The organism is Microcoleus sp. BROC3, assembly GCF_036702515.1.
GTDB lineage: Bacteria > Cyanobacteriota > Cyanobacteriia > Cyanobacteriales > Microcoleaceae > Microcoleus.
In genome coordinates this window covers 36836-58886 of the sequence record NZ_JAUBTQ010000002.1, presented here as the reverse complement: position 1 = coordinate 58886, position 22051 = coordinate 36836, and the positions used below count along the sequence as shown (strand labels likewise).

General features: G+C 45.0%; 15 protein-coding genes. 11 read left to right on the top strand and 4 right to left on the bottom strand.

Annotated elements, in window-relative coordinates; genetic code table 11:
• Positions 1–332: 332 nt before the first annotated feature.
• From dnaB to gloB, 4 genes are all read right to left on the bottom strand, one after another.
• A complete protein-coding gene (gene dnaB / locus QUB30_RS01620) occupies positions 333–1658 on the bottom strand; it encodes a replicative DNA helicase (RefSeq protein WP_333328103.1) in 1326 nt (441 codons plus the stop codon).
• Between the two features lie 447 nt (positions 1659–2105).
• Entirely contained in the window at positions 2106–2564 is a 459-nt protein-coding gene (rplI, locus tag QUB30_RS01615) for a 50S ribosomal protein L9 (protein ID WP_333328100.1), read from the bottom strand.
• A gap of 269 nt (positions 2565–2833) precedes the next feature.
• Positions 2834–7933: a PAS domain-containing protein gene (locus QUB30_RS01610; protein WP_333328097.1), complete on the bottom strand. Its 5100-nt coding sequence runs from the start codon at positions 7931–7933 to the stop codon at positions 2834–2836.
• A 376-nt stretch (positions 7934–8309) separates the two neighbouring features.
• A complete protein-coding gene (gene gloB / locus QUB30_RS01605) occupies positions 8310–9083 on the bottom strand; it encodes a hydroxyacylglutathione hydrolase (RefSeq protein WP_333328094.1) in 774 nt (257 codons plus the stop codon).
• A 118-nt stretch (positions 9084–9201) separates the two neighbouring features.
• Between gloB and QUB30_RS01600 the strand changes: the two genes are divergently transcribed.
• From QUB30_RS01600 to QUB30_RS01550, 11 genes are all read left to right on the top strand, one after another.
• Entirely contained in the window at positions 9202–9405 is a 204-nt protein-coding gene (locus tag QUB30_RS01600) for a hypothetical protein (RefSeq protein ID WP_333328091.1), read from the top strand.
• A 57-nt stretch (positions 9406–9462) separates the two neighbouring features.
• Positions 9463–10461 (top strand): UDP-glucose 4-epimerase GalE, encoded by a 999-nt coding sequence (galE, locus tag QUB30_RS01595; RefSeq protein WP_333328089.1) that lies wholly within the window; start codon positions 9463–9465, stop codon positions 10459–10461.
• Complete coding sequence (locus QUB30_RS01590; RefSeq protein WP_333328086.1) at positions 10427–11302, top strand: hypothetical protein; 876 nt, start codon at positions 10427–10429, stop codon at positions 11300–11302. Before galE ends, QUB30_RS01590 begins: the two co-directional genes overlap by 35 nt.
• Before the next feature lie 9 nt (positions 11303–11311).
• Positions 11312–12130 carry a hypothetical protein gene (locus QUB30_RS01585; RefSeq protein ID WP_333328085.1) on the top strand — a complete coding sequence of 273 codons (819 nt, stop codon included), beginning with the start codon at positions 11312–11314 and terminating at the stop codon, positions 12128–12130.
• A 1198-nt stretch (positions 12131–13328) separates the two neighbouring features.
• Complete coding sequence (locus tag QUB30_RS01580; protein ID WP_333328082.1) at positions 13329–14486, top strand: glycosyltransferase family 4 protein; 1158 nt, start codon at positions 13329–13331, stop codon at positions 14484–14486.
• A gap of 86 nt (positions 14487–14572) precedes the next feature.
• On the top strand, positions 14573–16576 hold the full coding sequence (locus QUB30_RS01575; RefSeq protein WP_333328079.1) for an ABC transporter ATP-binding protein: 2004 nt from the start codon (positions 14573–14575) through the stop codon (positions 16574–16576).
• A gap of 91 nt (positions 16577–16667) precedes the next feature.
• Positions 16668–17867 (top strand): glycosyltransferase family 4 protein, encoded by a 1200-nt coding sequence (locus QUB30_RS01570; protein ID WP_333328076.1) that lies wholly within the window; start codon positions 16668–16670, stop codon positions 17865–17867.
• Between the two features lie 118 nt (positions 17868–17985).
• On the top strand, positions 17986–18936 hold the full coding sequence (locus QUB30_RS01565) for a glycosyltransferase family 10 domain-containing protein (protein ID WP_333328073.1): 951 nt from the start codon (positions 17986–17988) through the stop codon (positions 18934–18936).
• 11 nt (positions 18937–18947) lie between these two features.
• Positions 18948–20057: a formylglycine-generating enzyme family protein gene (locus QUB30_RS01560; RefSeq protein WP_333328070.1), complete on the top strand. Its 1110-nt coding sequence runs from the start codon at positions 18948–18950 to the stop codon at positions 20055–20057.
• 109 nt (positions 20058–20166) lie between these two features.
• Positions 20167–21141, top strand: a complete 975-nt coding sequence (locus QUB30_RS01555; protein WP_333328067.1) for an Npun_R2821/Npun_R2822 family protein — start codon at positions 20167–20169, stop codon at positions 21139–21141.
• Positions 21138–22010, top strand: a complete 873-nt coding sequence (locus QUB30_RS01550; protein WP_333328064.1) for an Npun_R2821/Npun_R2822 family protein — start codon at positions 21138–21140, stop codon at positions 22008–22010. Before QUB30_RS01555 ends, QUB30_RS01550 begins: the two co-directional genes overlap by 4 nt.
• Positions 22011–22051 lie beyond the last annotated feature (41 nt).

Genomic DNA, 22051 nt, shown 5'->3' with positions numbered 1-22051 from the left:
GGAAGAGTATTCATACCACTCATCCGAGCCAAAAATACTAAAAATTGTCTGACCATTGCCAAAGCAAGCTGGTGCTTTGCCACCGCGATGAATACAGTTATCCTCCCCTCACCCGTTTCTCGGAATATAGCAGATTCAGTAAGATTGTTCGCAGAACAAACTGAGTGTGCGTCAGTTGTTTTTGTAAGTGGGTCTAATAGAATTTTGGTAACATTATGTTTTTGGATAAGCAAGCGTGTAACAATCTGGCTGCCTATCTTTTTTTAGTATAAGTGGTCTAAATCTTTACTCAATCTGGGTTTGGGGCGGGTTGTCACCCCCCCAGGGTTGATTTACGATCGCTTTGGAGATGCCAGATTGCGGAAGCAGGTAAATTGGGCGTCAAATAATAGTTTGATGATTCCTGTGGGGCCGTTTCTGTGTTTGGTAATAATTACTTCTGCAATTCCGCGATCGGGCGAATCAGGGTTGTAATATTCATCGCGGTAGAGCATAATTACTAAATCCGCGTCCTGCTCGATCGATCCGCTTTCGCGTAAATCCGACATCATGGGCCGCTTGTTTGTCCTCGCTTCGACACCCCGACTCAACTGAGATAAGGCAATAATCGGCACGTTGAGTTCGCGGGCTAAACCTTTAAGACTTCTGGTAATTCGAGATAGTTCTTGCACGCGGTTGTCGCTGCTACCTTCCATTAATTGCAGGTAATCTAGCAAGACTAATCCTAGGGTTCCGCCTTGTTCTGCTTGCAGGCGGCGGACTTTCGATCGTATTTCTGTGACGGTAATATTGGGAGTATCGTCAATAAATAGTGGTAGTTCTGATAAATTGCCAATGGCTGTACTGATTGGTTCCCATTCGTTTTGACTGATTCTACCCGATCGCAATCGGTTACTTTCTATTTTGGCTTCGCTGGACAGAATACGCTGCACTAGCTGTTCTTTCGACATTTCTAAGCTGAAAACGGCAACCGGCAATTTTTGCTGTCCGGCGGCGATGTGGTGGGCGATATTGGTACAAAAGGCCGTTTTGCCCATCGCCGGCCTGGCTGCAACGATGATTAAATCCGATCGCTGAAAGCCTCCTGTCATAGCATCTAAGTCATAGAAACCGCACGGAATACCGGGAAGTGTGAGGCCTTCATTGCGATTTTCTAGGTCTTGAAATGTTTGGTTTAATGTTTCGCCGATCGACACTAAATCCTGTTGCGGACGTTCTTGAGTTATGCTGAAAATTTCTTGTTCGGCGCGGTCTAAGACTGTTTCTAGCGGTGTTGCCGTTTCGTAACCTAATTGTACTATGTTGTTGCCAGCTTCGATTAATTTGCGGCGCTGATATTTGTCTTCAACTAAAACTGCATATTGGTCGATGTTGACTGCGGAAACTGTGCGATCGACTAATTGTGCTAATTTAGTTAGTCCTCCTACTTGCTCTAACTGGTTGCGGTCGGTTAGCGCAGTTGTTACCGTCATTAGATCCGTAGGTTGACCATGTAAAAATAGCCCTAATGCCGATCGATAAATGACTTGATGAGCGGTGATGGCAAAAAACTCCGGCCGCAGCAGTTCGGCAATTCGGGAAATAGCTTCGGGGTCAATTAAAATCCCGCCCAAAATTGCTTCTTCTGCCTCTATATTTGTCGGCATCAAATCGCTCATTAGTCAATAGTCCTCAGTCAGTCAATTTTAGATTTTAGATTTTAGATTTTAGATTTTAGGTTTTAGATTTTAGGTTTTAGATTTTAGGTTTTAGATTTTAGATTTACTCTACAGATGAATCTGGGAGCTTGAACAAGATCCGACAATTTTAGGTTCGACCCTCAGGAGCGTCGGGGCTTGTGTCCGTTTTTCCGGCGGGGTCATTAGTTATTATCAGTGTAAGCTTTTGTAGGAGTGCGATCTGTCGCGAGCTCGCGTTTATACCAGACTCACGCTCTCTCGATCTCGCACTCCTGAAAAAATGCTTCTTCTTACTCTCTGCAGAGATGCTCCGTTCTCAATCTGCAAGTTAGCGTTACTGAGTCCTTACTTAGCAGTGCTTAGTTGTTAGCTAATGACTAATGACTAACAACTAATGACTGATGACTGATGAATGATGACTCTTAATTACATCGGAACAACTTGAATATCAACTTCGGCGATCACTTCTGCGTGTAGTTTGATTTCAGCTTTGTATGTACCAGTTTGGCGAATTTCGGGCAGAGTGATGCCGCGCCGATCGACTTCTTGACTGGTAGAGTTGAAAATCAGTTCTGCTACTTCTTGGTTGGTAACAGTACCAAAAATCGCGTCTGCTTCGCCGACTTGCTTGGAGATAATGAAAGGCCCGGCCGATTCCAGGGCGGTTTTGCGGACTTCAGCTTGCTGCTTGAGCTCTAGCTGGCGCAGTCTTTCTTCTTCACGGCGGCGCTCTGCTTGCTTGAGAATGCCCGGAGTGGCTCTAAATCCCATTCCTTGGGGTACTAGGTAGTTGCGGGCGTAGCCCGGGGCTACTTCTACTACGTCGCCAGCTTTGCCGAGTTTGCTGACATCTTTATTTAAAACTAATTGAACGCGCTTGGCCATGATCGTGGGTTGTGGGGTTTTAACTGCAACTTTTTATAATAGCGAAGTTTGAGGGGCGATCGCAAGGAAGTTCGGCAACGGATTTTGTAGCGGATGTAACGGATTTAACGGATTTAACGGATGGATGTTGAGATTAGAGGTTCGAGATTCTAGGTTCGACGGAAGAAACAGGGATAATATTTTTAACGGGCAAATTCAGTTGGAAATTACGCCAAACGGGGCTGCTGTAATGAGCCAAATCAACTACCGTGCAATGTCTTACCGAGAACTCAGGCTTTATTTTTCAGGCGCTGGGCGACGATCGATCGCGTTACAGTAGCAACTAACTCAGTCGGATCGATCGGCTTGGCTAAGTGTTTGTCAAATCCTGCTTGCAAAACTTGGCGCTGGTTCCCTTCTCCAGCATAGGCGGTTAAGGCGATCGCCAACAACTGCCGATACTCAGGCGCAAGCTGAGTGCGGATGCGATTTATCAACATATACCCGTCCATCTGCGGCATTCCGATGTCGCTGACGAGCAAATCCGGTGCAGTTTGTTCGATCGACTCTAGCGCCTCAGCACCAGATGACAGGGAAATCACCTCTGCACCCGCTTCCTCAAGCACGAAAGCGACAAAATCTCGCGAGTCGAGTTCATCATCTACCACCAAAATTCTCAATCCAGCTAGCGGCAAGGATGAGATATCGGGACTAGCAGCCCAATGACGTTCTTTTTCCTCATACCTTCTAGAATCATCATTTAAAAGCGGTAATCTCACCGTAAACGTCGCTCCTTTACCTTCTCCGGCACTTTCTGCAAACACCGTTCCGCCGTGAAGTTCGATCAGTTGGCGGACGATCGCCAATCCCAATCCCAAGCCGCCAAATTTGCGAGTTGTAGCGCCATCTTCTTGCCGGAAATGGTCAAAAACATAAGGCAAGAAATCGGGAATAATACCTTTACCAGTGTCCGTGACTTCAATTTGAGCTTGGTCTTCGATTTGCGCTAATCGAACTTCTACTCTACCGCCTTTGGGAGTGAATTTTACCGCGTTTGATAACAAATTCCACACAATTTGCTGCAAGCGACTTGTATCGCCTACAACTTTCCCCACATCGGGATTTAAGATTATTTGGATTTCAATGTTTTTGGCTTCGGCTGCTAATTGCACCGTTTCCGCCGCAGACGGAATAATGGTTGCCAGATTCACCGGAGCAACATTTAATGTGAGTTTCCCTTGCAGAATCCGAGACACGTCAAGCAAGTCTTCTATTAATTGCGATTGCAGTCTGGCGTTACGCTCGATCGTCTCAAAAGCCTTGGCGGCTTGAGGCCTGTTCAGCTTGCCGCCGACGAGCAGTTGCGACCAGCCTAAAATCGGATTTAAGGGCGATCGCAACTCGTGAGAAAGCACCGCCAGAAACTCGTCTTTAATGCGGTTAGCTCGCTCAGCTTCCGCGCGGGCAGTTTGTTCTAATTGGAGAACCATATCGCGCTCAGTTTCCACTTGTTTGCGCTCTGTAATGTCGATAACAGAGCCGATATAACCCTCAAATTGTCCCCTTTCGGAAAATCTGGGAGCAGCCGCATCTATCACCCAAGAATATCCGCCATCCTTGCGCCGGAGGCGAAATTCTACGCGGTACGGTTCCTGGCGTTCGTTGGCGGTCAAGAACGCATTTTTGGCCTTTTCTCGGTCTTCTGGATGCGCCGCGTTTACCCAACCCAATCCCAAACCTGTTTCCTCACTTTGACCTGTGAATTCATACCAGCTTTCGCTCAAGAAACTGCAATAGCCTGTGGAGTCTGTTACCCATACCATAAAGGGAGCGTTGTTAGCCATATTGCGGAATCGTTCTTCGCTTTCTTGCATCGCTGCTTCGGCTTGTTTGCGTTCTGTGATATCCCGACAGACAATCACTCCGCCTTTGATTTCGCTGCTAGCATCAACTACTGGATAACCGCTGATACTGATCCAGCGTTCTGCGGAATCTTCGCGGCGGACAAATACCTCTACATCATTGACATATTCACCTTTGATTGCTCTGGCTAGAGGTAGTTCAGCGTCGGGGAAGAGAGTGTTTTTGTCTGCCAAAAATAGCCCGTAAGTGATCGACCATTCCTCAGAAGATTTTTCATTCGATAGCTGACCGAATATCCGCACGGCGGCTCTGTTAAACAGCACAAACTCCCCTTGTTGGTTGGCCAAAATCAAGCCATCACCAATGCTGTCAATAATTACTTGCAGTAACTTAGTTTGTTCTTCCCGGGCGACTTCTCCTCGTTTGCGATTTGTGATGTCGCTGGAGATGCCAATCAGGCCGATGACTTCTCCCGCCTGATTGCGGTAGGGAGCTTTCATTGTCACAAATGTCCGAATGCCATCGGGAGATTCTTCGACGACTTCTGTTTGTCCGGATTCCATAATGCGCCGATCGTTTTCGGTGACTGTGGCTCCAAGTTCTGCTATTGGGTATAAATCGCGATCGCGCCGGCCAATTACTTCAGCAGCAGGTTTGTCCAGTACGTCCAGCGTGGCTGGATTTGCATAAATAATCCGTCCTTCTCGATCTTTGACAAAAATTGGCGTGGGCGCTGACTCGTTAATCAGATTCAAAATCGCATTTTTTTGCCGCAGTTCTTCTTCAGTGCGTTTGCGATCGCTAATATCGCTCCAATAAGCCGTAAGTCCTTCGGCCGCAGGATAGGCGCTCACTTCTATATATATCTGGAGCGACGGGGAAAACTCTTCAAATTTGACAGAAACTTGCTCGTTAACGACTCGATGAAATTCTTGATATACCATCGAATTGGATTCTCCCGGGGCGGGAAATACCTCCCAGATCGATCGACCTAACAAGTCGTTTCTCGATCGAGAAAGCAGTTTTTCAGCAGTTGCATTAACGTAGGTATAGCGCCATTGTGAATCGAGCGCCATAAAGGCATCGGTAATACTTTCTAGAATATTGCTGACTTGCTGGGAGGCCGCTTGCACGGCGAGTTCAGCGTTTTTGCGCTCGGTGATGATTTCGCAAAAAATCATGCTGCCGCCAATCTCGTTGGTGTTGGTTCGCCAAGGGTGAATTTCCCAGCGCACCCAGTCGATCGAGCCATCAGGGCGGGGTAACCGATCTTCTTGGCAGATTTCGTCTGCTCCCGCCAGACAGCGCTGGTGGATTTGTTTGAAACGATCCGGCAAATCCGGAAAGATGTCGTAGTGCGATCGACCTACAATGTTTTGAGTGCCGAGCCCGTAACTTGCCAGCCAGCGGTCGCTCACCAGCATATACCGCATCTGGCGGTCAAACATCGCCACCCCCGCAGGCGAATGTTTTACGAACAGCCGCAGTTGCTCTTCCTGTTGCCGCAAAAGATTCTCCGACTGTTTGCGAGCGCTGATGTCTTTGAAAAGTACGGCGACTTTGCGGCTGTGCGGCTCAGGAGTGCGGAACGCCGAAACCTCAAACCAGCGGTTCATGGCTTCCGAGCCATGCTCAAAGCGCAAGGGTTCCCCCGTGAGTGCGACTTTGCCGTACACCTCAAACCAATAATTTTCGTGCTCTGGAACGAGCTGTCGCATCGTTTTCCCCGTAGCTTGTACGAGTCCGGTTTGTTTCTCAAAGGCCGGATTGATTTCTAAAAAGCGGTAATCGATCGGCTTTTCGTTTTCGTCAAACAGCATTTCTATGACGCAAAAGCCTTCGTCTAGCGACTCAAACAAAGTGCGGTAGCGTTCCTCGGAACGGCGCAAAGCAGCAATAGCTTGTTTGCGCTCGCTAATATCCATAAACGCCGCCACACAGCCGCGAACTGCGCCTTGTTCGTCAAATAACGGCACCGCATTCACCAACCAATCAAAGGCCGCGCCGTCCTCGCGCACCATTTGAATTTCCATATCTCGCACTGCGACGCCGGAAGCCACGGCTAGTTGCATGGGGAGTTGTTCTCCCGGAATTTGCTCTCCGTTGCGGAGTCGTCTAAACGGAAGGACTGCGGCTCGCTCTCCGGTTCCAGAAACATTGGTATCGGGCAGCACTTTCAACATCGACTGGGCAAACCGATTAGCGCGAATTACTTGACACTGTGGGTCGTCGGCGATCGTAATACCGACGGGTACAGCATCAAGTATCGATTGCAGTTCATTAACTCGCCGCTCTAGTTCTTGGTTGAGCCGTTGAATTTCTTTTTTGGTAGCTTTGCGTTCGGTGATTTCATGCACCGTCACATTCACGCCCAGGACGCGATCGTCCTCGGCCCTCAGCGGATAGAGACTCAACAGCCAATCCTGTTCTAGTCCTGGCTGTGCTGTGTTCGTCCTGCGAACTTCGAGCTGTTTGAGAGGAACTTTAGTTTCAATAACTTGTCGGTAAAGCGGCTCTAAATCATCTGCCATTTCGGGCAAGATTTCGCGCCATGTTTTGCCGATATGGGCGGCGGCTGGAACTCGGTTAATTTCTGCTAGGCGATCGTTGAGGCGGACAAACCGCAACTCGGTATCGATAAAGCAAAGTCCGACCGGCGCGCTAGCATAAATCGCCTCGATTTCTGCTAGTTGTTGCTGCACAGTTTGCGCTTGTTCAATAAAAGCAGCCCGAGCTGCTTTTTCCTCAGTCACATCTTGAAAATAAACGGCAAGTCCCGAGGCGATCGGATAGGCTCGTACCGCATACCAAGCATTGAGCGGCGGATAAAAAGATTCAAAACTAACCGTAACTTGGAATGTCGCGGCGTGGCGATATTCCTTTTCAAACAAACTGCCCACAGATTCTGGAAACTCTTCCCAAATGGTGTTGCCAATCACCTCTTGCGGGAGTCGATTCAGCCACCGCGCCGCTTGCAAATTGAGGTAGGTAAATCGCCAGTCTCGATCCAAAGCAAAGAACCCATCCGAAATACTTTCGAGGGTGTCTGACAGTTGTTGGGCGGGCGCGTGAGTCAAGGCTTGTGGCTGAGGTTGAGCGAGCTCGGTGAAGGTTGTTACTACCGCATAGGGAGTCGATCGATCTCCCTGAAATAAAGGTTGAGAATTGAGCGTCAACCAAATCAATTCTCCCTGTGGCCGATAAAAGCGCGTGATGACATTTGAGGATGGTCTCCCTGTTTGCAGCGCCACCATCGCCGGATGCGTCTCGCCGGGAAAATCCGACCCCTCTCCACCCACAGTCTGCCACAGACTATTTATGGAAGTGCAGCCCTGCATCTGTTGTGCTGTCATCCCCAACAGCTTCTGGGCGTGAAAATTGCACCCCTGAATGCTACCATCTGCCAATTGCAGAACCATCCCTATATCTGCGGGCAAAGGCGCGGCTGGGTAGAACGTTTTGTTAGAATTCGTTGAAACAGAGGGGTCGATTTTCGGTTGGGGTTCAGTATTGCCTGGATTTTGCATCGGTTTCTAACAACGCTCATTTTACTTTTGGCCAAGCCAATCGCGCTCATCAATGAATAGAGAAATAATTCAAAGGAAGTTTTGATTTAATCAGGGTGACAATTCAAACCTCAGAGGGATGTCGGTCGTCCTGCTGGAATATCAAGCTCTAGACAATTTATTTTATATGAGACTCCCACCTCTTAACAAGTTGCGAGAATCAGCACGGGCGACGGGCAATTTTCTGGCTGTTGCAAATGCGATCGAGTAGGGAAAAACTACCATACTGAAGATATGTCAACTAAAGTGGTGCGCTTTCTATCAATACCGAAACCGTGCGAAAGCTCCGCCCCAATCAATTATGGCTCGATCTAGCGATCTTTATTGTTGGTAATGCTCAAAATCGGTCTTTCATGTCGCGCAATCGAGCGAAAGTTTGCAGTGGATCGCGGGTGTTGGCGGCTGATTGGAGGTTGGGACAATCCCAGCGCAAAAATGGGTTTGTGCTTTTTTCGATGCCGATCGATGATGGTATTGTAGGTTGCGATCGGCTGCGCGCTTCCTTGACTTCGGCGAAGCGGTGCTGTAAATCGGGATTGTCGCCATCCACACTCAAGGCAAATTGCAGGTTGTTCAGCGTGTATTCGTGGGCGCACCAAACTCTGGTATTGTCTGGCAAGTTTCGCAGTTGCCCCAGAGAGGCTAACATTTGGGCGGGAGTGCCTTCTTTCAGCCTGCCGCAGCCTCCTGCAAATAAGGTGTCGCCGCAGAACAATTCGCCGGTTTCGCCTGGGTTGCTGGGGGGGAAATAGTAGGCGATGTGAGCTTTTGTGTGACCGGGTACGAAGAAGATTTCGGCGGTTCTGTTGGCGAAAGAAACTCGATCGCCCGCTTGTAAAAACACTTGCTGTCCCGGAATTCTGCCTCGGTCTTCTGCGCCGCCGTAAACTTTAATGTTGGGAAAGCGATCGATCAGTTCCTGATTGCCACCTATGTGGTCGTTGTGGTGGTGGGTATTGAAAATTGCGGTTAATTCGGCTCCGAGCGATCGCAGTTGCTCTAATACTGGCTGCGATCGCGCTGGATCGACGACGGCTGCTGTGCGGCGATCGGGGTCGTGCAGCAAGAAAATGTAGTTGTCGGACAGTACCGGAAGCCGATAAACCTGCATAGAAAACTGCCTCTCAACAGTAATTTTTTACTTACAATCAATGAATGTAAACGCTGAGCTAGTTCGTCAAGAACTGCAAACTGCTATGATTATTCTGACATAAAAGCGCGAGCGACTTATGCGAACTTCTCAAAACAAATCGAACTTAACAATTTTTCAAATGGTCGATCGGATTGTAGTATCTGGCAAGATCGCTCGCCGGGAACATTTGGTTTTGACTTCTGCTATCCTGTCAGATGATAAAATTTCAGAGGAGGAGCGACATCAAATCAATCGGATATTTGATTATATCCAAATTGGTCGCATCAAGTTTATCGATTGAACTTGTAAATTCACCAGATAATCGACAGTTGCAGTTACAAAAAAAAGGCCTAATAAAATGAGTGCAGAAAAACAAACTATTTTGGTGACGGGCGGAGCTGGATATATTGGCTCTCACGCGGTATTAGCACTGAAAAACGCCGGTTACGGTGTGGTGATTTTGGATAATTTAGCTTACGGTCACCGAGATTTAGTAGAGCAGGTTTTGCAGGTGGAGTTTATAGTTGGCGATACGAGCGATCGCACTCTTCTCGATAACCTGTTTGCTACGCACAAAATTGATGCGGTAATGCACTTTTCTGCTTACGCTTACGTGGGCGAATCTGTTACCGACCCAGCTAAATATTACCGCAACAATGTTATCGGCACTATTACCCTTTTGGAAGCAATGCTCGCTGCTGACGTGAAGAAATTTGTGTTTTCTTCTACTTGCGCGACTTACGGCGTACCGCAGAAAATTCCGCTCACAGAAGACCACCCGCAAAATCCGATCAATCCCTACGGTGCTACTAAGTTAATGGTAGAACGGATTTTGTCGGATTTTGACGCTGCGTACGATTTCAAGTCTGTTTGTTTCCGCTATTTTAACGCGGCTGGGGCCGATCCGAACGGGTTGTTAGGAGAGGATCACAATCCCGAAACTCATTTGATTCCGCTGGTGTTGTTCGCTGCTTTGGGGAAACGAGATTCGATCGCGATTTTGGGTACGGATTACGATACTCCTGACGGTACTTGCATTCGGGATTACATTCACGTTAACGATTTGGCATCTGCTCACATTTTGGGATTAGAATATTTGTTAAATGGTGGCAAATCTGATTTCTTTAATTTGGGCAACGGCGGCGGGTTTTCGGTGAAAGAGGTGATAGAAACGGCTCGCCAAGTGACCGGAAAAGAGATTAAGGCGGTTGAGTGCGATCGGCGTCCGGGGGACCCGCCTGCTTTGGTTGGCAGCAGCGAGAAAGCCATCAAAGCCTTGGGTTGGTCTCCAGAATATCCCGACATAAAGAACATTATCTCCCATGCTTGGCAGTGGCATCAAAAGCGTCACAGTTAGCATAAAATCAAATAAAAAAAGTGCAAAAATTGAGTCGAAAAGAATGTTAAACAGTCACAAAGATTTTTGTTTTTGCACCTTAGCTTTTCGGAAAAAGTATCGCGAATTAGCCAAACAACTAGCCGCAGACTTAGAAACTCATTCTCTAGGGACGATGCTAGTTGTTTGTACTGACAACCCAAATGACTTTCAGAATTTGACGAATGTTTTCGCCTTTAAAAAAAGTCGCGAAGGTGTAGACTATTGTTATAACGATAAACGATTTGCACTAAAAAAAGCCTTAGAATTATGCCGAGTGGCAATCTTTGTGGATGCAGATACAAGAATCATAGGAAAAGTGCCGGAGAGAGAATGGATGTCAGGAATTACTTGTAAAGGGTTTATTCCCATTCTAGAACATCCACCAAATCAATCATTGCCGGGGAGAAAAGAGGCAATTCATAAATTAGCAAAAAAGCTAGAACTACCCTTGAAAAAGGTAAGTTTTGTTCAAGAAAATTTGTTTGTAATTGCGAGAGACAATGGGAAAGAAATTCAGTTTATTCAAGAATGGGGAAAAATTGGAAGATTTTTTGAAGTGCAAAAAGTCAAAACAAAAGACGGTAATCCAATTGGGTTAGCAACTGCTAAAGTTGGGTGGAATATTCGTAATGACGGGTGGCAGGAACTCGCTCAAATTATGGAGCATTCTTTGGCTCATTGGGACTGGCAAAAAAATCAAGTAAGAACCTTTTGGGATAAAGTTTGGGATAAATTGCATTTTGAGCATTGGCAATATCTCTATCGGTTATTAAAAACACAGTTAATTGCCTTATTAAATTTCAATTTTTACTATCGTTAGAGAAAAGATATGGATAGAGGATTTATCACCATTTTAATTGGATTGTACTCATTTCAAGACTGCATACATTTTCTAGCTTCAGTCAGGAAGTTTCACCGCGAACCAATTATTGTTTTAATAGATAGAGTCCCGCGATTTTTATATCCCTTACTTTTGGTGTTCGGAAATGTGAGATTGCAGGCGGCACCGAAACACGAAAATCCTGTTTTAGCGTCGCGGCTAGCTAAGCTGGCTTTGTACGGGGAATCTTTATTTGAGAAAACTATTTATATGGATTGTGATATTTGTTTGCTGTCGCCAATAGATGAGGTGTTTGATTTTCTTGATGGGGTGGATTTGTTGGTGACGGAAGATGTGCAGCCTGCGATTGCTAAAGCTGCAAATTTATTAAGAGTCAAGCAGGATATTCTGTCAACTTTGCAGTCTGTCGGGTTGCCACTAAATGAAAATAGCATTCAATACAATGGCGGATTTATCGCTTTTACGAAAAGCAGTAAAACTCAGGAATTGTTTATAAACTTTAAGAAATATTTCGAGATGGTAGTTTTACATCAAAATGTGCTACTACTAAAAGACCAGGGTGCTTTTGCGGCGGCTGTGGAATCTGTGAAACCGAAAATGACAACTTTGTCCCCGGTTTACAACTACTTGGATAAGTGGAAAGATGTTTATGCGATCGACAAACCTATTAAAGTAATGCACTGCACTTATCCTTACCGCCCTCAGTACGCGAAGAACGTGACGCGATCGATCTTTACTAGAATAGTCGATCGCATGGCTAAAATATTTTTACCAAATCAACTTAACAATCCCTGGCGTTTAAAATAAACTTTAGTAACGTATTCAAGATTTCAATATTATAGCAACCGCTGCCAATTACTGAACATCTCTCTCTCTCTCTTTCTTTCTTTCTTTCTTTCTCTCTGTGGCCTCTGCGCCCTCTGCGGTTGATTAAAAAAATATCATTCACAACAAATGAAATATAACTACTCTAGCTATTGTGCAACATTATACGAAAGAACTATATCAATACTTTAGGACTTACGCAAGGAATCATGTTTTATACTATCTGTACTGGTAAGGTGCGCAGTCCGCACCCTACAACTAGAGTCTGTGCGTAAGTGCGTAAGTCCTGTACTTGCAAAAAACCTCCCAATAATCAGCCATGAAAATCATTCATATTATTTGGTAATTAGTGCAGCAAAAGCGAGTAATTTATCTGGTTGTGGCACGGGGAATCGGCTGTAAACATTCAAAAAATTCGTTGTTTAAAATATTTTTAAATTTCTGGTAATAGGGTTTACTCAAAGATGCTAAAAAGCGTCAATGCTAACTTTTTAGCATTAGATTTAAACCAGGCTTTGCCCCTTGAAAAATAATTTGATTTACTTTTTTCCTGAGAAGTTGCCAAACACTTGCCCTCTGAGTAGGCCCAGATATTTTTAGAGTCTTTAGTGAAGCCGATCGCACTTATTTTATTCTCTGCCACAGTACGATTTCAAGGGGGAACAAATCACGTAAATGAACAGTTGCCCGACTGTTGAGCGAAACTATTCCAATAGCAAGGATATCTGGCAGTTGACTGCGTGAGAAATAAAATATGCAGGACTTATGCACGCTTCCCAAAAAAACGCGGTTTCTCCTTGTCACGTTCGAGCATATACGACCAAATTACGTCGTGAAGAACCCGGGTTTTTGCGTTCAGGACTGATATGGCGAAACGATCGACTTAAATCGTACTGCGCCCAGAATATACTTATATTTGCCAAGGGGGATATTTAACAACGAATCCTGTCTTGCAAAAAGATACCGCTCGAACTAACATTTTTCAGCTTTCCTTAATTCATCCGCAGCTTTATTTGCCAACAGCATCAGGAGCAACCAATTTTAGACAAGAAATCAAAGATGCTTTAGCCTTAAAATATCCGAAAGTTTGCCTCAAAAAAATATTGTTTGCTTTGCTACCCTTGACAAAACCTCGGTTAAGTAGGAAAATAAAGCAACTTTTTTTGAAAAAAATTACCAAGTGAAAGTTTCATTAGTGGTGAGCGATTTGTCGGGAGGAGGTGCAATTCGTGCTTTTCTCCTAGCTCAAGTTCTGATAGAGCTTAACTGCGAGGTAGAAGTTGTCGGATTTCAGTTTGGCAAGGAATTGTATGCTATTCCTCCGCAAGGCATCCCGGTATGTGCGATACCGGGGAAAAATTATCCGGGGTTTTTGATGGATGCTCAAAAAGTTTTGAAAAAAATAGATGGAGATATTATTTATGCAGTCAAACCTAAACCTACAAGCTTTGGTTTATCGCTGCTAAAAAAACTGGATACTCGCCGCCCTGTCATTTTAGATATAGATGACTGGGAACTTAGCTGGTGCGGCGGAGACGAGTGGAAATATCGCCCTTCTTTCAAACAACTTTATCGAGATCTTGCCAAAAAAAATGGTCAATTGAGAGAACCAGATCATCCGCTATATGTCAAGTGGATGGAAAGTTTAGTTTCTCGTGCTGATGCCGTCACCGTCGATACTGAGTTTTTAAAACAGCGTTTTGGGGGCGTATATTTGCCGAACGGCAAAGATACTAAAATGTTCGACCCCGCTAAATACAATCCTGAATTAAGCAGGCAGCGTTACGGCTTGTCCGGGTGTAGAATTCTGATGTTTCCCGGGGCACCGCGACCTCACAAAGGTGTTGAGGATGTTTTGATGGCACTCAAACAGTTAAATGAGCCCGATTTAAAATTAGCGATCGTCGGTGGGAGTCCTTATGATGATTATGATGATAAACTTGTGAAACAATGGGGGCGTTGGATTGTTAAACTGCCCAGGTTTCCAGTCGAGACGATGCCGTCCGTTGTAGCGGCGGCTCATGTTGTCGTTGTTCCTCAGCGAGAAACTCTCACAGCGGTGGCTCAGTTTCCGCTCAAGCTGACAGATGGCATGGCAATGGCTAAGCCTGTTTTGTCTACGCGAGTGGGAGATATTCCAGCAATTTTAGGGGGAACCGGTTATTTAGTCGAGCCGAGTTCTCCGGCTCAAATTTCCCAAAAAATTCAATGGATATTTCAAAATTTGACAGCCGCAAATTTGCAAGGAATGAAAGCTCGGGAAAGATGCGTGAAAAAATATAGCATTCAAGCAATGGCACCGATACTTTCAGATATAATTTCAGGTATACAGAGCTAACTTTCAAGCGACTGAATGGAGGAGGAAACACTGGTTGTAATTAAAGAATATTTTGAGATGCCGTACTGTTTAGCTGGGAATGCTTCATGTCTGCCAATAAGCTACTCCTAAAATTTGCCAGACGATATCCCGGCAGGATTCTGTTAACTGTGATGCTGGGCTTTTCTGGGGCTTTATTCAACGGTATCAGCACTACTCTGATTGTACCAGTGCTTTTAAGTTTTTTAGACGAAGCTATCGAGCTGCGCGGCGCTCCACCTGTAATTAAAACTTTGATGTATCCCTTTGAGGGAATGCCCCCAAATCAGCGTTTAATGTTGATAACAGTGGCGATTGTTCTGGCAATTATTTTAAAAAATGTTGCGAGTTATATTAATACTTTAGTAGCTACTTCTCTGACGCGATCTCTGACTTTTGATTTGCGAGAAGCAGGTTTGCGCTTGTTGTTAGAAGTAGATTTAGATTTTTATTCTAAAACTAAAGTCGGGGATTTAATTAATAGATTGGGCGGAGAGATTGGCCGGACTGCTGGTGCAGTTGGCACGGCGATCGGAATGTTTACTACCTCAATCACGGTTTTGGTGTTTGTGGGTTTGCTGCTTTCTATCTCGTGGAAATTGACGGTGACATCTACAGTTTTGCTGGCGTTAGTTGCTTGGACAAATCAATATATTATTAACCGTTCCAAGCATTTTGGACACCTGCTTTCTGAAATGTCGAAAGATTATTCGGTTAGAGTGCTCGAAACCATGACTGGGATTCGCCTGGTCAAGTCAACCGGGAACGAGGAAAGGGAGTATGAGCGGATCAAGCATTTAATTCACAGGCGAGAACAAGCGGATTTTCAGGCTCAGGTCAATTATGCGGCGATCGCTCCAATTAACGAAGTTGTTAATTTGATAGTTATTATTTTGATTGTATTTATAGGACGCACAATATTTGCGAATGAAGTAGAGTCGATTTCTACAGTTTTGTTGACATATTTATTGGTGCTTTTCCGGTTAATTCCTTTCATTTCTCAGTTGAATAGCGGGCGGAGTCAATTTGCTAATACCTCGGCTAGTGTAGAGGTGGTTAATGAGTTTTTGAGCTGTGATGACAAGCCGTTTATGCTAAACGGTTCTGTGCCGTATAATCATTTGCGATCGGGAATTCATTTTAATAAAATATCTTTTAGTTATCCCAATCACAAAAATTTAGTTCTTCAAGGAGTTGATTTATTTCTACCTCATGGCACTACTTTGGCTTTGGTAGGAGCCTCGGGTTCGGGCAAGTCAACTTTGGCAGATTTACTGCCGAGATTTTACGATCCTACTGAAGGTCATATCTCGATCGATGGCAGGGATTTGCGCGAATTTGAGCTAAAAAGTCTCCGACAAGCGATGGGTATTGTTAGCCAAGATACGTTTTTGTTTAATGCTTCTGTGCGCGAAAATATTGCTTACGCTAGGCCCCAAGCGAGTGAGGAAGAAATTGTGGAAGCGGCGAAGGGAGCGAATGCTTACGAGTTTATCCAACTGTTGCCGGAGGGGTTGGATACTCAAATTGGCGATCGGGGGGTGATATTATCGGGAGGGCAGCGTCAGAGAATTTCAATTGCTAGAGCTTTGCTGCAAAACCCGGAAATCTTAATTTTAGATGAGGCAACGAGTTCGCTGGATACGGTTTCGGAAAGGTACGTGCAAGCGGCGATCGAGAAATTGAGCTGCGATCGCACAACCTTGGTAATCGCCCACCGCCTCTCCACAGTCCAAAAAGCCCACAAAATCGCCGTGATCGATCGCGGACAAGTAGTAGAAATTGGCTCTCACGAAGAATTGCTAGCAAAAGGAGGTTACTACACTCGCTTGTATTCAGTGCAATTTGCCGAAGAAACCGCTCGCGATGAAGCTCTAATTAGAGGTTCTTACGAAATTCGCACTCGCTTGACTCCCATGATAGCTTACCTCAAATTGCTAGTAGATGAAATGGTAGACTCTCCCGAAGAAAGAGACGAGTTAATCAGAGAATCATTTCACTCGGCTGCTAATATTTTTACGACTTTAGAATTTATAGAAAATACTATTAAGCGTCAAGCTGTTAAAAAGTAGTCAGTTTGCAGTTGGTAGTTGTCATTAGTCATTAGTCAACAGTCTGCACAGTCAAAAATTACCAATCCCCAATTACTAACTACCAATTACCATGTCCAAATATTATGTGTTTTTTACCAGGAATATCTTACCACAACAAAATGTAGCGAGCTTAGTTCAAGTTGCGCACTCTGCCAATGCCGCAGCAAATCTCGGTTATCCAGCAGTTTTGGTATACCTCCGCAAAGGCTGGAGTGCTTTGAATCCGGTTGATTTGCTTTTTCCTTTTCAACCGAGGAAACCGGATGACAAACTTGCCAAAATTTACAATATTCAGGAAAATTTAAAAGTAGCAGATTTGCCCGTGCCTTGGCCGCTCGACATTTGGGATAACAAGTGGACGAGTGCGAGTACCATAGTATCAAAATACTATTTACCGATTCACCTGCTTAAATCCACTCAAATTGTCCATAGCCGGGACTGGAACTTTGTCAAAGCAGCAGTTAAAAACGGACTTCCCGCTATCTACGAACAGCACCACCATGAAAACAAGCAATTTGAATCAGAAATTGTCCGAAATCCTCTGTTTCAGATTTCCGTAACAGTTGCCGATACAGTGCGAGACAGCATGATTTTGAATGGGATGCCGCCGGAAAAAGTAATTACGCTGCACAACGGTTTTAACCATTTGTTTCTCGCGAGACAAACAGAAACTGCCCAGAATTGGCGACAGCAATTATTAGAAGATGACAGACAGCATTTAGCAGTTTATGCAGGCGGACTTTACCCGTTTAAAGGTGTCGATATGTTGGTGGATGTGGCTAAGGAATTGCCGCTGGTTCAATTTGCGATCGCGGGCGGTGATTCATCCCAAGTAACAGCATACCAGCAGTTAGCCAAATCCAAGCAAGTTAACAACATTAGATTTCTCGGCTACCTCCCTCAAAATCAACTTGCTAGCTTGCTGCAAGCAGCCGATGTTTTGACTCACCCGCACTGTTTGACAGAGGCCGCGACGTTCACATCTCCTTTAAAATTCTTTGATTACATGGCATCGGGAACTCCGATTGTAGCGACGGAGATTGCCTCTTTAATGGAATTTAAATCGGGAAATATAGCAGCAACTTGGTGCGAACCGGATAACCCGCACCATTTCGCGCAAAGCATTCGAGATTGTTTAACCAAATATCCGAGGAAAATCGAAGGTTATGCAGAAACATTGAATTTTGTCAAGCAATTTTCCTGGGAAAATAGGATACAGAAAATTATGGGTTATGTGGATGATCGAGTGCGATCGCAAATCATTCATTAATCCTCATCGGATAATTTGAATATCCTCCGGGGCGGGTTTTACTAACAATCATCGCCTAAAATTAATAATCTCATAAACCCGCCCCGCCCACACGCAAAAACCAGATTGATTATTAGATATGAACAAAAAAATCATCGGCACAATCACCACCTACCCAGGCATGAACCAAAGCGACTGGCTGTGGCAACAAACCCCCCACCACTTCGGCAAATGGGGCAACATTCAAATGCTCGCCAACCACCCAGAACCAGACTTTTTACTCATGTATCAATTCGACTTTCCCCAACCGCCCAAAAAGCAATCGTTGGTCGATAAAATACGTGGCTACAGGCATCAAAATCCAGAAAACGACATTAGAGACAAATTGCGCGGTGTCCCCAAAGAACGCATAATTTACCTGATCCGCGAACCGCCATTACCAGAAGTAATTGAAATTACCAAAGCCAACTACGAACAAGCGAAACTTTATTGCGGTTACGTTTCCGGGCCAGACGATTTCGCACCAAACCCCAATTATATGCCCGCGATTTGGTATCACTCTAACTCGTTTCGAGAACTCGATGAAATGCCTGCGCCGCCGAAAACTAAATCCTGTTCTTGGATTACTTCAGGTGTTAGCCGCACCGCCAATCACCGCCACAGATTAGACTTTATCAAATTGCTGCGATCGCAAGAATTTGATTTTGACCTTTACGGGCGAAACTTGCCAACTTGGGCGCGCGGTAACGGCACTGTAAACAATAAATGGCACGCCGTCGCACCATACTATTACAACTTAGCTATAGAAAATTATGCCGAAAACGATTTGTATGTCAGCGAGAAGCTTTGGGATGCTTTGTTAGCTTGGTGTTTGCCGATTTATTACGGCGGTTCGGCGGTGGATAAATTGTTGCCTGCTGGGAGTTTTCTGCGGCTGCCGAGTTTGGATGAGAAAGGAGTAGAATTTATTAAAGAGGTTTTGGCTACGCCGGATTATTGGCATGAAGCGAGGGAGAAAATTGCTGAAGCCAGACAAATCATTCTCCATGAATTAAACTTGCTCAATTGGCTGTCTAACTTTGCATCTTAGGAAATAGCGCAATGACAGAAAACCAAAATCAACCCAGAGAATACGATGCCGTCAAGGGCCGTGAATCTCAGGTGCCATTGGGTGCAGGTGTTTTAGGCGGGATTCCCGGCGTTAAGAGTCGTTTGGCTTCACCGATTGTCGAGGTGAAAATTGCTGCACTGTCTGAAGCGCTGAAATATGGAGATGCAGGTTTAGATTTAATAATGGGGGTACTGCAAGATGAATCAATGCCGATGAAGTTTGCAGCCTATTCGCTGCTGAGGGATAGAGATGAACCAAATATAAAACAGCAGTTACAAAAGTTAAAAAAATCTTTTCCTACCTTTGAGTTTGACGCGATCACAGTTGATGCTGAAGGAAAAGAAAACAGTCGTCGCCGTCATTATGCTCACTTCTTCACAGAAGACTTAGGGTACGGAGTTGTGCTGGAAATGGTTTATATTCCCGGCGGCACATTTATGATGGGTTCCCCGGCAACAGAGAAAGATCGAGATAAGAGCGAAAGTCCGCAGCATCGAGTAACAGTACCTTTTTTTTATGCAGGCAAATACCCCATCACTCAGGAGGTATGGGAAGCAGTGATGGGAAATAATCCATCGTGGTTTCAATGTGAAAAACGTCCTGTAGAAAATGTATCGTGGCAAAATGCAGTCGAATTCTGTACTCAACTCTCGCAAAAAACCGGGAAAAAGTATCGCCTCCTGAGCGAGGCAGAATGGGAATATGCTTGTCGTGCGGGTACGACAGGGCCATTTCATTTTGGGGAAACCATTACCCCGGATTTAGTCAACTATAACGGAAACTATCCCTACGCTTCGGTATCCAAAGGACTTTACCGTGAAGAAACAACGACTATGGGGAGTTTTCCTGCCAATGCCTTTGGACTGTACGATATGCACGGTCAGGTTTGGGAATGGTGCAGCGATCGCTGGCACTATAACTATAACGGCGCACCTAATGACGGAAGTTCCTGGGAAACTGGCTCACATGATTACCGAGTGCGACGTGGAGGTTCGTGGAACAGCAATGCGGTCAATTGCCGCAGTGCCAACCGCAACAGGAACTTGCTGAGCAACAGGTACTGGGGCATAGGTTTTCGCGTAGCGGTAGCGTCGGTATAGCCTTTATCCTCGTTTTGCCTCGATCGCCCTTCTCTACCATTTTACTAACTGATTCGGCGGTTGAAACCGCAACGACACAAACAAAGTCCGCCTTCGCGAGACTATAGATATGAATGGAATTTGCACGCTAGCCAACGATACAGTTTACGACCAACTAATTGCCTTGCTCAACAGTATTGAAGTTATCTTAGGCTCAAATACTCCTGTCTGTATTTATCCTTTCGACGACCAGATACAGCAAATCCAAGCTGAAATTGTTAACCGTCCCAACGTCTTTATTTATGAAGATAGCGCATCTATTCAGCGATGGGATAAATTCATGCAAGCAGCCGCTCCAGAGCGTTTGAACCGCAAAAAAATTCGGCTTTACGGCGCACACCGGCGCTTTTGCGCTTTCGACGGCCCGTTTGAAAAGTTTATCTATATGGATGCGGATACTTTGGTGATGAATTCCCTTGATGCGGTTTTTCAGAAGTTAGAGGAATCGGATTTTGTGGTTTATGATTTTCAATTTCGCGACCCAACTAAAGTATACAATATTCAGTCGCCAAAACTCCTCGAAGTTTTTGAGCAAAATCGGATCGACTCGGAAATATTTTGTTCGGGATTTTACGCAAGCAAGCAAGGATTGTTTGAGCAAGATACTAGGGAATGGCTGTTAGCTCAACTGCAATCGGGCGAGGCGGAAATTCTCTATGAAGGTGCGGGAGAACAGCCGTTGCTCAATTATATGGTGATGAAAACGGGGATGAATAGCTATAATTTTGCTTACAGCCTCCCGGATGGCGAAAAAACTGGGTGCAGCGTCACTTCCAAACATTTTGAAGAGCAAGATCAGATTTTGTACGACAAGGGAAACCGACTTACTTACATTCATTATATTGGCGTGCAGCCCGATTTAATTCGGAGAGTTTGTGCGGGCGAAAATATTGAGTTTCCCTATCGCGATTTGTTCCTGCATTACCGCTATCTCCGCGAACCGTCCAAGCGTCCGATTTTTGCCCACGCGCCAAAGTCTTATGCTGAGGTTTCTGCGCCGAATTTGTTAAAAAGGGTATTGAGAAGGTTGAGGATAAATGTATGAGTCGCGGTATTTATATTGTTGCGAATGATAAGGTGATCGAAAGTGCGATCGCCCTTTTAAACAGCATACGTCTGTACAATTGTCAAGTACCTGTTTTTCTGATTCCCTTCGACGACAATTATCAGCAAGTCGCAGCCGCACTCAGCAGTCTCCACGGGGTGCAATTGTTCCCAAATCTGGAGTTTGTCGAACAGTTTACCAGGGAAATTGGCCAAATGTTCGAGCGCAACTTTTTAGCCCTTCCTAACAAAATGCGAAAACTCGCCGTTTGGTTTGGCCCCCTCGATGAATTTCTGTACATCGATACCGATATCATCGTCTTTGAAGACATCGCAGCCAACCTAAACAAACTATCAGAAGTAGACTTTTTTTGCTGCGACTACCACCACCTCAGCGAAAAACTGCGAAATGTATTTTCACCCGCTGTAAAAGAACAAAATATCTTTACAGACTCACAGCTTCAAGATGTATTTAACAGCGGTTTTTGGGCTTCGAGAAAAGGAACTATTACCGAATCGCAAATGTATGAAATTTTGCGAGAATGTTCGCAGCATCGAGAATATTTTGACTTTACTCAAAATGTCACAGACCAACCTATACTAAATTATATCATTCTTAAATTGATTTCCAAACGCTGCAATCTTGTTAAAGATTCAGCAACCGCACCTGGAAGCTGGGCTGGTTCCAAGCATTTTCAAGAAATAGATTATGTTCTTTATGACAAAGGCAAAAGGTTAAAATATCTTCACTGGGCTGGAATACCAATTAAATCGGGTAGTCCTTATTGGAAACTTTGGAAACATTATCGTTATCTCAATGAAAAACAACCCAATTTAGTGCAAAAGATATTTCGGGTTTTCAGTAGGTGAGGATAAAATTATATGTTGTATCATTATCAAAAAGCTTTGAA